The organism is Phycisphaerae bacterium, assembly GCA_012729815.1.
Taxonomy (GTDB): domain Bacteria; phylum Planctomycetota; class Phycisphaerae; order JAAYCJ01; family JAAYCJ01; genus JAAYCJ01.
Genome location: JAAYCJ010000267.1, coordinates 40,094 through 53,787, shown reverse-complemented (window position 1 = coordinate 53,787; position 13,694 = coordinate 40,094). Strand labels below are relative to the sequence as shown.

Genomic DNA, 13,694 nt, shown 5'->3' with positions numbered 1-13,694 from the left:
TGATGCCCTCGCCCGAATCGTTCGCCGACGGGCGGTTCCTGCACACCGCTGAGACCGCCCGTGGGACGGCGGCTTCGTTCCTGCATCGTGGGGCGGATCGGGTCTACCTGTTCAACTACATGGACTCACAGACCACAGTGGACGATGCGGATGACTATCGTCAGATACTGAATCATTGCGGCTGCCTGGAAACGGCCACCGCCCATCCGCGGCGGCATGTGGTCAGCTTCGCTGACACCTGGGCGCCGGGCCAACCGCAGCCGCAGGCCCTGCCCGCCCGCGCGGCAAAGAACCGCACCGCCGCATTCCGCATTCACATCGGTCCCAGGCCGACCGCCAGCCGCGCCCAGGCCTGGATTGGGCTGGGCCAAGGCGGCGAGCTGGACGCCTCGGGCCTCGAAGGGCGGCTCAACACGCAGCGGCTGGCACCCACCGACGTCAAACCGCCGAAGGTCCACCCGTGCGTCAAGACCCTCGCCGGTTTCGAGATCGATCCGGCGACGCTGCACGACGGCTACAACGTGGTCGAAATCAGGGCGACCGGCGAGCAGGAGTACAAGCTGGTCTGGGCGGAGATTCGGATCGGATAGAGTTCTGGAGTTGCCTACGGACGCGTGCTCGCTTTTCCGGCCGGCAGGGCGCCGCGAGACGCACAGGCCCTTGCCCCATCTCGCATTTGGCGCGGAGAACGGGTTCGGATATACGATCGTTGGTAAGCCGGTGTAGTGCGTTTGCCACAAGATCAGGAAAGAGCGCCGATGGTGCAAAGCCGAGTCGAGATTCCGACGGAGCATGTCGCCGACTTCTGCCGAAGGTGGCGAGTGCGGGAATTGGCGCTGTTCGGGTCGGTGTTGACGGAGCGGTTCGGACCCGAAAGCGACGTCGATGTCCTGGTGACCTTCGCTGCCGAAGCGACTTGGAGCCTGTTCGACCTTGTGGACATGGAGGCTGAGCTGCACGAGCTCTTCGGCCGTCCCGTGCATCTTGTGGAGCAGGACACGATCCGTGATCCGTTCCGGCGGCAGTCGATCCTGGCCGGCAAGGAGGTCATCTATGCGGCGTGAGGATCGTGACGCCGCGTACCTCTGGGACATGCTGGAGTCGGCTGTCACCATTGGGAGATGATGCACGCCGTGCCATTCGCGCAGTACATGGACGATCGGAAGCTTCAGTTGGCGGTGGAGCGGAGCTTGGAGATCATCGGCGAAGCGGCACGGCGCGTCTCGCCCGTGTTCCGTGAATCGCATCCGGAGGTGCCTTGGCGACGGATCATTGGTCTGCGTAATGTTCTGGCTCATGAGACGGCGAAATCAAGCAGGAACGTCTGTGGGAAGTCGCATCCGCCAGCATTCCTGACCTGATCAAGTCACTTCAGCCGATGATCCCGCCCATTCCTCCGGAGCCGCCGCAGACCGAGGGGTAAACTATTGCGGTCACACGTAATCACTCTGGTCCGCTGACACGCCGGATCGAGGGAAGGATAGACTCTTGGGGGCACCGCAACAGGTGCCGATGGTCGCCGTGACGGAGGAGCGACCAGGGCACGCTCTGCAGATGTATTCCCTTTCCGGTGGACCTGGAAATGCCGAAGGTCGCGCCCAGCCCCTACAGCGTCCGGGACTTTTCCAGGATGTCCTTGAGTTCTTCGACCACCTTGTCGGTCTTGGGCTGGGTCAGGCCGAGGATCTGCTGGAGGGCGATTCCGATGTGCGGGATGTACTTCTCGATGTAGGACCGCTTCTTGAGTTCGTCCCGCACGCGCTTCTCGCGGCGGAGGTAGCGGGCGAGCTTGCGGCCGCAGTCCTGGATCGCCAGCTTGATCTCCTTGATGATCTCGGGATAGTGGGCGACCGCCTCTTTCGATTCGCTGGTGAACGGCACCCACACCGAGGCGACGTGGATGATCATCACCACCGGTCCGGTCGGCAGGGCCCCGCGCGATTGGCTGAGGCCGTAGTTCCGCCAGTTGGTCTGGACGGTGGCCCGGTGCGTGGCGCAGGCCGACTGCTGGTAGAGTAGCGGCACGCGATTGGCGAACCGAAAGAGCTTGATCAGTTCGCTCTCGTCCTCTTCGCCGATCTCGATCTGCCCGTCGCCTTTGCCGAGTTCCAGTTCCTCTTCCTCGACCGGTCCGCCGTCGTTGGCGTTTTCGACCGGTTTGCCGTAGGCCAAAGCGGCTTCAATGATGAAGGGATTGCCGCGATAGACCGCCGGCGGACGGGTGGCGGCTGCGTAGAAATCGGCTTTGACCACCGACTGGAGGCTTGCCAGCAGACACTCTTCGCCGATCGGCACGACGCAGTCGGTGGAGGGCGCTTTGATCTTGACCTGTTTGATCGCCTGGAAGAGCCGGTCGGCCTCGCCCCGTCCGATCTGCGACGGCCGGCTACGCACGCCAAGCTTGGCCGCCTTGGCGATTTCCTGGGCCACGTTGGGCGAAACCCGCGAAAAATCGCCGGTCAGAAACCCGCTGAGGGTCTTCTCTTCGGTGGTGTGCAGCATCTTGATCAGCACGCCCAGCTCGACGCCGTACGGGTGCGGCTTGATCGCCTTGGGCTGGTTCGGCAGTTCCTCGACCGTCCGCTTGAACTCGATCAGTTCGCCGTCCGGCGTGAGGTAGCGCAGGTGCACGTGCGGGTTGGCGATCGCGGTCTGGCGCAGGTACTCATCGATGCTGGTTCGCCCTCGCTGGTAGCGGGCCTCCAGCTCAATGGTAACCTTCGTGCCGTGTTCCTGGGCGAACTCGACCTCCTCTTCCTTGATGATGTCCGGCCGGTTCTTTTGAGTATCGATCTGTAATTCGTAGTAGTGGGCGGGCTTCTTGGCTGAGGTCCGGCTGGTCACGCGGAGCGGCTTGCCCGTGGTGAGCAAACCGTACATGCCCGCTGCTGAGATGCCGATTCCCTGCTGGCCGCGGGACATCTTGAGGTGATGGAACTTCGAGCCGTACAGCAGCTTGCCGAAAATGTTGGGAATCTGCTGTTTGACGATGCCCGGCCCGTTGTCCTCGACCGTCACCTCGAATCGGTCCTCAGCCAGTTGCTTGGCCGTTACCTCGATCCACGGCAGAATGCCCGCCTCTTCGCAGGCGTCCAGCGAGTTGTCCGCCGCCTCCTTGATCGTGGTCAGCAGGGCCTTGCGCGGATTGTCGAAGCCCAGCAGGTGCCGGTTCTTGGCGAAGAACTCGGAGACCGAGATCTCCCGCTGACGCTGGGCCATCGTCTCAGCCGTCGCGTAGGGGGCCGGCAGCTTCTTCCGCTTGGCCGGGGCCTCGCCCGCCGATTTATCGGACTTACGCTTCTTTCCTTTCGGAGCGGCTTCGACCGCTTCCTCCTCCGGCTCTTCGATCAGTGGCTCTTCGACCACCGGCTCATCGATCGGGGCTTCTTCAACCGCCACCGCCGTTGCCTGATCCTGCTCTTCAAGGTCCGCAAAGAGGCTGTCCTCGGTCTTGGGTTTACTGACCCGCCGCTTCACCGTTTCTTTCTTTTTCGCTGCCTTTTCTGCCTTCTTGCTCTGGGTTGTCTTTGCCATCCTGGCGCCAACCTTTCCTTTCCGCCTATGACAAATCTAGTGTGATATTTTCAACGAGACTCCACAAACTGAACTATTAACCCTAATTTTAGCTGCCGCAGGCCGTTCTATCCACGGAAAATGCACATTCCGCGCCACATTCTATTGTCGTCAAACGCCCGGTTTCGACTGGAGCTTGGACCGATAACTGTAGAAACAGAATGTCTCTTCTGGTCGCCCCTCATGACATATTTTTATAATTACTCAATGCAGCTTACTGACGCAGATGGTAAAAAGTGGGCTTGCCCGTCAGGGAGCTTAGGATGCGGTACGCCATTCTGGTCGTCGACCATAGCCTCCGAGGCCGTGCCACATTACAGGTGCTCAGACCGGCTCCTGCGGCGTTTCGAAGCGGTAGCCGATATCGCGGACGGTCCGGATCCAAGTCGGGTTAGCCGGGTCCGGTTCGATCTTCTTGCGCAACGTGGCCACGCAGCGGTCGACGCTGCGGCCGGTGACCAACACCTCGTAGCCCCAGACCGTGCTGATGATCTCGTCGCGGGTGAACGCCCGTCCGGGACGGCGGGTCAGCATGGCCAGAAGGGCAAACTCCTTCGGCGTAGTCTCCACCTCGCGTCCATCGCGCAGCAGCCTGTGCGAGTTGAGGTCGAGGACGAACGCTCCAAATCGGAATTCGGCCGGCTGCGAGTCGCGCCGGCGGCGCAGGAACGCATTGGCCCGGGCCAGCAGTTCGTTGATGCTGAACGGCTTGGTCACGTAGTCATCGGCGCCGAGGTTCAGCCCGAGCACCACGTCGGACTCCTGGCCCTTGGCGGTCAGCATGATGATCGGCATCTCCAGCCCTTCGTCGCGAACGGCCCGGCAGATCTCGTAGCCGTTGACCTTCGGCAGCATGATATCGAGGATCAGCAGATCCGGCTTGGCGCTCAATGCGGCGTCGAGTCCTTTTTCGCCGTCGGCGGCGGTGAGCACGTGGAAGCCCTTGAACTCGAAGTTGTCCTTCAAGCCCCGCCGCATGGTCGGGTCGTCCTCGACGATCAGAACCGTTTCGCCGCTCATGATTCGCAGTGTCTCCGCTGGCCGTCCGATGGCAGCCGGACGGTGAAGGTGCTGCCTTTGCCCGGTTCGCTCCTCACGTCGATCGAGCCGCTGTGGGCATCGACGATGAATTTGACGATGCTCAGCCCCAGCCCGCATCCGCCGGCCCGGCGCGAGAGAGTCTGATCGACCTGATAGAACCGCTCGAAGACCCGCTTGGTCTCCCGTTTCGACATGCCGATCCCGTCGTCGCTGACTTCGAAGAGCACCTGCCCGTTGTCGGCGTAGGCCCGCAGGCCGATCCGCCGACCGTCGCCGCTGTACTTGCAGGCGTTGTCCAGCAGGTTCAGCAGTACGGTGAGCATTGCGTCGCAATCCACCGTCACTGGCGGCAGGCCGTCGGCCACGTCCACCTCGAGTCGATGGCCTGACGCCTCGAAGCGTTCCTTGACGCTGGCCGCCGCCTCTTCGACCAGTTCCGCCGGCTGGACGTTGACGAACTCGAAGGTCCGTTTGTTCCGCTCCATTCGCGAGAAAGTCAGGAAGTTGTCGATTAACCGGCTGAGCCGGACATTCTCGCGAGCCAGCAATTCCAGATACTCGCGCACTTGGCTCTGATCGCGACAGCGCCCTTCCAGCAGCGTATCGACCAGCAGACGCATCGAGGCCAGCGGCGTCTTAAGCTCGTGCGAGACCGTCGCCACGAAATCGTTCTTGAGCCGGGCCAGCCGCACCTGGCGCAGCAGGTGCCGGCCGATCAGCGCCGCCAGCGCCGCGATCACCAGGATCACCAGGATCGCGCTCCACAGGTAGGACGCCTGCCGGCGCTGGACCGCGGCGGCGAAAAGCTCGGCTTCATCGAGCATCAGAGCCAGCCGCCATTCGGGCATCGTCTCGCCCACAGTCGTGATGAGGAACGGTTGGCCCTCAGCCGCTCGGCCCGGGGCCAGGATCGTTATTTCGCCGTCATCCGTCGGCAGTTGCTCCCGGATCGACTGGTAGATTGTCCGCGCATCGAAGAGCCGCAGGCTTCTACCGTCGGCTGAGGCGAACTGCCAGACCTCCGGAAGGGGGGTAGGGCACAGCACGCCGGCCGATGGAGGAGACGTCGCCGCGTCAAGATACGCCTGGACCAGGGCCTCAGCCTGTTCGGTCGCAAATTCCTGATGATTCGGATACATCTCACGCAGGCGGGCCATCAGCATCAGCCGCTGCGATGACGGCATGCACGGTCCGCTGTAGTCCTCGATCCGAGCGGCGAGGCTTCGCCGCAGGCGCTCTTCGAGCAGGTTGGCCGACGGGGCGGTCTGTCCAATCCGCCGCACCAACTCCAGCGTCAGCAGCATGGCGTTGGGCGCCATCAGCCGCCCATCGCCGTTTCGCGCTTCGGCGAAGGCTGGATCGTCCGTCAGTTTCGTCAGCGTTTCGATCGCCCGGCCGTTCTGGCCGGATTTGATCAGGCACCGCGCCTGGGCCAGCAGGGCCGCCGCTGTTTCATCCACGGCCGCCGAATCCTGTGCGATGGCGGCATAGAGCTTCGCCGCTGAGACCGGGTCGTGCTCTTGATGCTCAATCCGCCCAGCCTCCGTCCACGCCGGCGATTCGAATCCCGGCTCTTCCGCGATCGGTAACGGGCAAATGCGGTGCCCGTCCTTGTCGTAGAGGATCAGCCCTTGCGCCTTGCCGGACCGGATTTCCCGTTCAAAGATCTCAGCGGCCTCCTGTGGCCCGCCCGCCGCCAGAGGTGCGCCCATCGCTCCATCCGCTGAGAATATCCGCCGCACGCGTCCCGCCGCCTCATCCAGCCGGGTACGATGCCACTCGGTCACCTGCTGCCGGACGGCCAGGCTCTCGTTGCGCATCGCCTGGCCCATGAACCACAAGACGCAGACGGTGGACACGACCACTGCCGCCAGGAGCAGGCCGAAGATCGGCCAGATCTCGTGGCCGCGTCCACCGTCCGGTTGTCTGCGTCGTCGAAACATCATCCGCTACCTACAGGACGAACCGCCTCGCCTCACTGGCCGTCTGGCGTCGCGGCCGCTGCCGGCTTGAGGTCCAAGCTGCTGACGATCTTCTCGAACACCGGCTTGTGCTGATCGAAGAGTGCTTTTTCGACTCGGAACACGAACCAGTATACCATCGATTCGCCGAGAATGTAGGTCCGCTCCTCGACCATCGTCCGGCCGTCGTCTTGGTAATCGGCGACGAAGCGGATCGCCGGCCGGCCCGCCACCGTCACGTCGGCCCAACTGCCCTCGCGAACGGTGTAGCCCTTGAAGTAGCCCTTAAGGACCTGGATATCGCCGTCGGCCACCTCCTTGGGCGTGGCCTCAGCCAACGACAACTCCGTCGCCGCCAGCACCGACCAGACCTTCATCTCCGGCGAGAGCAGATACAGCATGAACTTGTACGGCAGAGGGGTCTGGTTCTCGTAGACGAACCAGCCGGTCGGAACCGTGACCGCTGCGCCCACTTCGCGATTGGTGTACGTCGTCGGCTGTTTTACCCACGGACCGGCTTCGACCAGTTCCATGACCACCGTGTCCGCATCGTACTTGACCAGGTACCTGTGCTGGTCCGTCGATATCCACAGCCGATGAGTCAACGCGCAAGTATTCCCGGCAAACACGCGCAGCTCTAGCGCAAAGCACTCAAACTCGCCCGCCGGCGTCTTGATCGTCTCCTTTCCCGTCACATTGATGCGGCATTCGACCACCACGCTGCTCTGCACCGGGAAGATCCAGAACGAACCGTTGTAGCCTTCGGCGAGCGGCATGCGGCGGATCACGTAGATCGCCTGCTCGTTGTCGAACACCTTCCGGTCGATGTCCATCGTCCGGCTGGTCAGGTTGTCCTTCATTGTCGTCGTCAGTTCGACCGCGTTCTTGCCGTACCGGGCATCAAACTCGCCGCCCTGATGCCGCGTCACGCCGGTGATCGGAGCGAAGGTATCCTGCCGGGTTAACACCTGCGTGAATTGCCACGCGTTATTGACCGGAATGGTCATGCGGGATTCGATCCGCCATGCCTCCACGTCGTCCGCCTTGTCCGCCTGCACCGTCCAAATCTGCTCGCCCACTTCCATTCCCGCCGGCGTGACCAACCTCAGGCGCATGACCTCGCTCTTCGGCCAAGGCGCCGGTTGAAGCTCAAGCGTCGCCGGCTGGGACGTCGCCAGCGGTCCTGCCTGTGAATTGATTGTCTCTGCCTCGGCCGTCAGATCGTCCGGAATGGTTGTGGGCTGGCCGTCGGCCGTTGCCGTTGCGAAGAGGATGACATACGGCAAGACCGGTTGACCGCTCTCGCTCCTGAAGTTCCGAAGGCTCGGGCTGTTGATGCCGACCCAGTAGACCCTGCCGGGTTCGAGCTTGACCGGCAGCACACAGGTCATTCTCCTGCTGTCGTAACGGGGTCCGCCGGTGGCTTTGGGAAACGTCTCGCCGTCGCCCGTCCACGACCAGCCTCCATCCTGCATCGGCCGGTCGAACGTGACCGTGATCTTGTCCAGATCGGGTGACACGTTATTGGCGAACGCCTCCGGCGAGGTGCCAAGCACCAGCGGTCGATCGCCGACCGGCGGCAGTTTGGCCAGCATTCGCCGCGCCTTGGCCGCTGGGCCGGGCTGATCCGAGTACTTGGCGAGCAGTTCCCGCAGCGTCCTGGCCGCCTTTTCCTTCTCGCCCTTCTGCAGGTAGCACGAGCCCAACCGGTAGTACGCCTCAGCGGCGTGCTGGCGGTTGGTCTCGGCTTCGGCGATGACCTGCTCGTAGAGCCGGATCGCATCGTCCAGGTTGCCCTCGGTCTGCTCGGCGTAGATCGCCTTCTCCAGCAGCACCGAAGGCGCCTCGGCCCGGACGGGCCCGCTGAGGCCCAACATCGCCGCGACCATCAGTAATCCGATTCGTTTCATGATCTGCCTCCATCACCATAGTACCATTTTGTCCCATCGACGCCACGGCGATTGTAGGGGACGGATGTTACCGATTTGTGACGGCGCAGTACCGGTGTGGTCCTTTTTGGGGAGTTTTTTCGGAGGCGGGATTCCTCAGGCGGACGGCTACTCCGCCGGCTGGGTTGAAGCAGCCGGTTCAGCTGCTGCGATCAGCGCCTCGACGTTGGCGTCGACCAAGTCGTCGAACGTTCGCTGGCCGATCGCGGAGTCCGGAAAGTTGCCGAACACGACCACCTCCGCCGCCAGCCACGATCCGACCCCGTCGGCCAAACGGCGTCCCTCCGAGCGGTTCGCGATCACCAGCGACGCGCCGCCGTCACGCCCGTTCTCGATGACCTTCGCCATTGTGCCAAGGGCCTCGACGTCGGCGGCTTTGAACGTGCCGACCACCTCCAGCCCAAGCCACCGGCAGAATGCCTCCTGATGCACGCTGCAGACCACCGGCCGACCGGCCAGACCGGCGTCTTGGATTTGGCGGCGACACCGCTGCTCCAGCTCAGCCATGCGCCGGGCGATCCGCTCCAGCCGCGGCTGCACCCGCGTCTCGGGCAGCAGGCCCGCCTTGACCAGGGCGTCGGCGGCCTGGCGGCACGCAGCCGCGTATGTGGCAGGGCAACACAATCCGCCCTCCGCGCGAACGGGACAGATGCGAAGCCCCGCCTCCACCAGATCGCTCACCCGCGCGTCCAAAGCGGTCTGAAACTCAAACCGAAACAGCAGCCGCGAGGTCTGAAGCTGCTGGGCCTGGCTGGGACTCAGGTCGAAATGCCCGGGACACATGCCGGGGCTGCTCAACTGGACTACCGGCGCGCCTTCATCCAGCAGATCCCTCGCCACGCACTCCAGGTATGAGTTGGTTGCAGCCACCTCTGTCGGCAGATCCGATTCCGCGCGGCCCTTCCCGCATCCGTCCACCAGCAGAGTCGGGATCGCCAACACCAGCAACAAGCGTTTCAATGACACCATCATCTTGTCTCTACGGGCTCTTGAACTGACACGTCTGGGCGTCGCGGAAGCGGACGAGCACGCCCTCGTCGCCCGCCCCTCGGTACCACGAGGCAGCCGCCATCGGCGCGCGTTCGTGGCAGCTCTTCTCGCTCTTCGGATGTGGGCCGGTGCTCCAGACCATCCAGCGCACCGGGGTCGTCTGCGGGTTGTAGTAGTAGCGTCCCTGCGCCGACTCGCAGAGTGGAACGTCATCGGGAATCCACACCTGGTAATTCCCCGCTGGCGTCCCGTTCAGCAGCATCGGACCGGGCGCGGCGTACTTGTACGTATGGCCCGGATTGAACTCGTCCACCAGCGTCGCGCTCAGCCCGCCTCCAGGGCCCGGCGGTATGTATCGGCCGTCCGCCAGTTCCATCGGAAGCTGGCACCAGTGGTCCTGCATATCGCTGTTGCAGTTGACCCGCACCGGCGGAAAGCAGCCGCCGCAGTCTATCCCGTAGGCCTCCAGCGCCACGCCAAGCCCGTACAGCTCAGCGTGTACCTTGATCGCCCGCGCCCGCTCCCGCGCGCTGCCGACCGCCATGCATGTCAAAGCCGACAGGGCCGCCATCACCGCCACGGACACCAGAAGCTCCAGCAGCGTGAAGGCGGCCCGTCTCGGTGTTGCCATACCTACTTGTTCCTTCGCCTTGCTCCAACCCATCCCAAGACGCCCGTAATCAGCAGGAGCGCCGACGCCGGCTCCGGGGTGATCTGCATCACAAACAACTCATAGCCAAAGCGTCCGTCTTCCGCCATTCCGCTTTCCTGGTTGATGATTCCGAATGCGTCGAACGACCCGGTCGGAACCTCGCCAAGATCGTACAGCGGCATCCGCAGGTTCAGGAGGTTTCCCGCTTCGTCTTTGACTGTGCACAGCCGCTCGCCCCACGCCGTTCCCCCCCAACCGGAACTGTCATCCATCAGCAGGTTGCTCAGGTGAACATACACTCCCTGGTAGTGCTCGGCTCCGGTCTGCCGCGAGGCGTCGAACATGGGGAAGTTCGGATCGTAACCCGCGCCGCTCGTGTCCGCCAACAGGTCCGTCAAGTCGATGCTCTCCGGCTCAGGCAGACCCGCCCCCGCCTCCAGCAGAGTGACGCTGAAGTTCATCCCCGTGTCCTTGCTGTGGCCTTCGTTGACGTTTCGCTTGCCGCCGTAGAACGCTGAGTAGTTCGCCGTCACCGTCACCCGGTCACCCTGACGGAACCGATGGCCGGTGTCCGGGTCGTAGTTCAGCCGCAGCATCTCTTCTTCCCATGCCGTGTTGCTGTAACCAAGATCGCTGCTGTGATTCCACGGCAGGTTGCCATAGTTCTGCCCCATCCACAGCGCGGTTCCGCCTCGGTCGCCTGTCTCGTCGGCCTGAATGAAGAGCTGCCATTCCCCACCCATCTGGCCCTGGCCTGCACCACCGTCCCACGGCACGAAATTTGCCGTTGCGTCCAGCATGTCCTCGGGGTTGTTCAGGATGGTGCCCGTCAGCACGAACGGATGCGAGCCGCTCCATGTCGAGGCGCCCATCGAATCCGTCGCCTGGAGGTCCCAATGAGTCTCCGCCGCTGCAATCGACGGCAGGCCGGCCAGGCACGCGCACATCAGAATCCCAGTTGCCCGTCTCATGTCTCTCTCCCTCTCGGTTGGACCCTTGCGAAGGCCGAGTACCTTCCCGCCCGAACCCCGCGGCTACGCCGCCGCAGTATTACGAACGTAGCCGAAATATTACCAGGGGCCGCCCGGCCTGTAAAGTCCGTTCTCCGCGATCTTCCGGAAAAAAACGCCGCCCCTCTGGAAGTGCGCAATCCCTTGCTCTAAAATGGCTTGTGGGATCGAAGCCCGTCGCCGTCGAAAGGAGTTGCCATGTCCGACGTGGTCCGCTTTACCGTCTCGCTCGAAAAACCGCTCTTCGACCGCTTGGAGAAGCTCACCTCGCAGAGCCAGTACGGCAACCGCTCGGAGTTCGTCCGCGATCTGATCCGCCACCGGATCGTCGAGCAGGAGTGGGACCGCGACCAGGTCCTGATCGGCACGATCTCCCTGATCTACGACCATCACGCCCGCGGCCTGACCGAACGCCTCACCGCTCAACAGCACCAGTTTGCCGGCAAGGTCCTGGCCACCACCCATGTTCACCTCGACGAACACCTCTGCGCCGAGATGATCATGGTCCGCGGCAAGGCCCACGAGATCAGGTCGCTGGCCGACCGCATGGCCCGTGAGAAGGGGGTCCTGCACGCCGAACTCGCCGCCGGCACCACCGGCAAGCAGCTTCACGCCCACGCCCACTCCCACTGACGCGACTCTGAACAGAGCCGTGACCGTGAGAGAGCAGGGGGCTTTGACGCTGACAGGCGCTTTGCCTAGAACAGCCCCTGCACCTTGCCCGTCTTGACGTCCACGTCGATGTGCCGGAACGCCGGGTCCGACGCTGTGCCCGGCATCAGCTTGATATCGCCCGCCACCGGCACGACGAAACCCGCGCCGTGGTAGACCAGGATGTCGCGGATCGGCAGCTCCCAATCCCGCGGCCGGCCCTTGATGTCCGGATCGTGCGAGAGCGACAGGTGCGTCTTGACCATGCAGGTGCCCAGCTTCCGCGACGCCGGGTCGGCCTCGAACGCCTTGGCCTTCTCCAGCGCCTGATCGGAATACGTCACGCCCTTGGCCCCGTAGACCTCTTTGGCGATCAACTCGATGCGCTGGCGAAGCGGCGTCTCAAGCTCGTAGAGGAACTTGAAGCCGTTCCTCTCCTCGGCCGCGGCGATCACCGCCTCCGCCAGTTCCCGCGCCCCTTCGCCGCCTCGCAGCCAGTGCTCCGAAACCGCGGCGAACGCCCCGTGCCCCTCGGCGATCCTGCGGACCAGCGCGATCTCCGCCGTGGTATCGGTATAGAAGCTGTTGATGCACACCACCGGACGCACGCCGCTCTTGCGGACCGTCTCGATGTGCGCGATCAGGTTTTCGCAGCCTTTTTCCAGCAGCTCCAGGTTTTCGGTCCTGTAGACCTCGTCAAGCGGAATGCCCGGCTTGACCGTCGGCCCGCCGCCATGCATCTTCAGGGCCCGGATGGTGGCCACGATTACCACCGCGTTCGGCCGAAGGCCCGACATGCGGCACTTGAGGTTCCAGAACTTTTCGAACCCGATGTCCGCTCCGAAGCCGCTTTCGGTCACGTGATACTCGCCCAGCTTGACGCCCAACTCGTCGGCGATAATCGAGCTTTGCCCGATCGCGATGTTGGCGAACGGCCCGGCGTGGACGAACACGGGCTGGCCTTCGATCGTCTGCAGCAGGTTCGGGTTGATCGCGTCGGCCATCCACGCCGTCATCGCCCCGTCCACCTCCAGATCGCCGGCGGTGACCTCCTTGCCTTGGCGGCTGTGGGCCACCACGATTTTACCCATCCGCTCGCGCATGTCGGCCAGGTTCTTCGAGACGGCCAGAATCGCCATGACCTCGCTGGAGACCGAGATCTGGAATCCCGATTCCATTTCCAGCCCGTCCATCTTGCCGCCCTTGCCGATGGTGATGTTGCGCAGGGCCTGGGCGCAGAAGTCGATCGCCCACTTCATGCCCACCCGGTTCGGGTCGATATCGAGACGCTTTAGGCCGCTCTTGGCCAGCCGCGCGTCGTCGTAATTCTGTTCGTGCTGCATCCGCGAGGTCAACGCCACCATCGCCAGGTTGTGGGCGTTGGTCACCGAGTCGATATCGCCGGTCAGGCGGATCGAAAACGGCGTGAGCGGGATGCACTGCGAGAGCCCGCCGCCCGCCGCTGAGCCCTTGATATTGAACGTCGGCCCGCCGCTGGGCTGGCGGATCGCGCCTACCACCTTCTTGCCCAATTTGCCGAGACCCTGGACCAGCCCGATCGTGGTCGTCGTCTTGCCCTCGCCCAACGGCGTCGGCGTGATCGCGGTCACGTCGACGTACCGCGCCGAAGGCCGCTCGCCCAGCCGTTCGAGCACCTTCATGTAATCCACCTTGGCCAGGTTGCGGCCCATGGGGATCAGTTCGTCGCCGGACAGCCCCGTCTCCTCGGCGAGCTGCTCGATCCCCTTGATCCGCTCCTCAGCGGTCTCCGCGATCTGCCAGTCCTTCATCACCGTCGGGTCAAGCTTCATGGTCGTCCCTCATCTATAAATGACGATCAACCAACGTGTTAGATCTCAGTACGTGA

Annotated in this window: 12 protein-coding genes; 4 read left to right on the top strand and 8 right to left on the bottom strand. The window is 63.5% G+C overall.

Annotated elements, in window-relative coordinates; translation table 11 throughout:
- The 3 genes from GXY33_17555 to GXY33_17545 all read left to right on the top strand — a co-directional run.
- The coding region (locus tag GXY33_17555) for a hypothetical protein (GenBank protein ID NLX06947.1) at positions 1-590 on the top strand (590 nt) is incomplete at its 5' end.
- Between the two features lie 168 nt (positions 591-758).
- Entirely contained in the window at positions 759-1,064 is a 306-nt protein-coding gene (locus GXY33_17550) for a nucleotidyltransferase family protein (protein NLX06946.1), read from the top strand.
- Between the two features lie 57 nt (positions 1,065-1,121).
- The gene (locus GXY33_17545) at positions 1,122-1,361 is read left to right on the top strand and encodes a DUF86 domain-containing protein (protein ID NLX06945.1); all 240 of its coding nucleotides are present in this window, start codon (positions 1,122-1,124) and stop codon (positions 1,359-1,361) included.
- A gap of 244 nt (positions 1,362-1,605) precedes the next feature.
- Here GXY33_17545 and GXY33_17540 read toward each other — a convergent pair whose 3' ends face one another.
- From GXY33_17540 to GXY33_17510, 7 genes are all read right to left on the bottom strand, one after another.
- On the bottom strand, positions 1,606-3,219 hold the full coding sequence (locus GXY33_17540; GenBank protein NLX06944.1) for a DNA topoisomerase VI subunit B: 1,614 nt from the start codon (positions 3,217-3,219) through the stop codon (positions 1,606-1,608).
- Between the two features lie 678 nt (positions 3,220-3,897).
- On the bottom strand, positions 3,898-4,593 hold the full coding sequence (locus GXY33_17535) for a response regulator transcription factor (protein ID NLX06943.1): 696 nt from the start codon (positions 4,591-4,593) through the stop codon (positions 3,898-3,900).
- Complete coding sequence (locus tag GXY33_17530; protein ID NLX06942.1) at positions 4,590-6,560, bottom strand: hypothetical protein; 1,971 nt, start codon at positions 6,558-6,560, stop codon at positions 4,590-4,592. Before GXY33_17530 ends, GXY33_17535 begins: the two co-directional genes overlap by 4 nt.
- 29 nt (positions 6,561-6,589) lie before the next feature.
- On the bottom strand, positions 6,590-8,485 hold the full coding sequence (locus GXY33_17525; protein ID NLX06941.1) for a DUF3108 domain-containing protein: 1,896 nt from the start codon (positions 8,483-8,485) through the stop codon (positions 6,590-6,592).
- A 147-nt stretch (positions 8,486-8,632) separates the two neighbouring features.
- Positions 8,633-9,496, bottom strand: a complete 864-nt coding sequence (locus GXY33_17520) for a zinc ABC transporter substrate-binding protein (GenBank protein ID NLX06940.1) — start codon at positions 9,494-9,496, stop codon at positions 8,633-8,635.
- Between the two features lie 7 nt (positions 9,497-9,503).
- Positions 9,504-10,145 carry a type II secretion system protein gene (locus GXY33_17515; protein ID NLX06939.1) on the bottom strand — a complete coding sequence of 214 codons (642 nt, stop codon included), beginning with the start codon at positions 10,143-10,145 and terminating at the stop codon, positions 9,504-9,506.
- A gap of 2 nt (positions 10,146-10,147) precedes the next feature.
- A complete protein-coding gene (locus GXY33_17510) occupies positions 10,148-11,137 on the bottom strand; it encodes a PEP-CTERM sorting domain-containing protein (protein NLX06938.1) in 990 nt (329 codons plus the stop codon).
- Between the two features lie 237 nt (positions 11,138-11,374).
- On the opposite strand from GXY33_17510, the gene nikR reads away from it, so the two are divergent.
- Entirely contained in the window at positions 11,375-11,809 is a 435-nt protein-coding gene (gene nikR, locus GXY33_17505) for a nickel-responsive transcriptional regulator NikR (protein NLX06937.1), read from the top strand.
- A 65-nt stretch (positions 11,810-11,874) separates the two neighbouring features.
- On the opposite strand, the gene GXY33_17500 is transcribed toward nikR, so the two are convergent.
- Positions 11,875-13,638 (bottom strand): formate--tetrahydrofolate ligase, encoded by a 1,764-nt coding sequence (locus GXY33_17500; protein NLX06936.1) that lies wholly within the window; start codon positions 13,636-13,638, stop codon positions 11,875-11,877.
- Between the last annotated feature and the right edge of the window lie 56 nt (positions 13,639-13,694).

Bases quoted from the DNA above. Each gene is read 5' to 3' on its own strand.
- GXY33_17550 (NLX06946.1), top strand. From the start codon at position 759: ATGGTGCAAAGCCGAGTCGAGATTCCGACGGAGCATGTCGCCGACTTC.
- GXY33_17545 (NLX06945.1), top strand. From the start codon at position 1,122: ATGATGCACGCCGTGCCATTCGCGCAGTACATGGACGATCGGAAGCTT.
- GXY33_17540 (NLX06944.1), bottom strand. From the start codon at position 3,219: ATGGCCCAGCGTCAGCGGGAGATCTCGGTCTCCGAGTTCTTCGCCAAG.
- GXY33_17535 (NLX06943.1), bottom strand. From the start codon at position 4,593: ATGAGCGGCGAAACGGTTCTGATCGTCGAGGACGACCCGACCATGCGG.
- GXY33_17530 (NLX06942.1), bottom strand. From the start codon at position 6,560: ATGATGTTTCGACGACGCAGACAACCGGACGGTGGACGCGGCCACGAG.
- GXY33_17525 (NLX06941.1), bottom strand. From the start codon at position 8,485: ATGAAACGAATCGGATTACTGATGGTCGCGGCGATGTTGGGCCTCAGC.
- GXY33_17520 (NLX06940.1), bottom strand. From the start codon at position 9,496: ATGATGGTGTCATTGAAACGCTTGTTGCTGGTGTTGGCGATCCCGACT.
- GXY33_17515 (NLX06939.1), bottom strand. From the start codon at position 10,145: ATGGCAACACCGAGACGGGCCGCCTTCACGCTGCTGGAGCTTCTGGTG.
- GXY33_17510 (NLX06938.1), bottom strand. From the start codon at position 11,137: ATGAGACGGGCAACTGGGATTCTGATGTGCGCGTGCCTGGCCGGCCTG.
- nikR (NLX06937.1), top strand. From the start codon at position 11,375: ATGTCCGACGTGGTCCGCTTTACCGTCTCGCTCGAAAAACCGCTCTTC.
- GXY33_17500 (NLX06936.1), bottom strand. From the start codon at position 13,638: ATGAAGCTTGACCCGACGGTGATGAAGGACTGGCAGATCGCGGAGACC.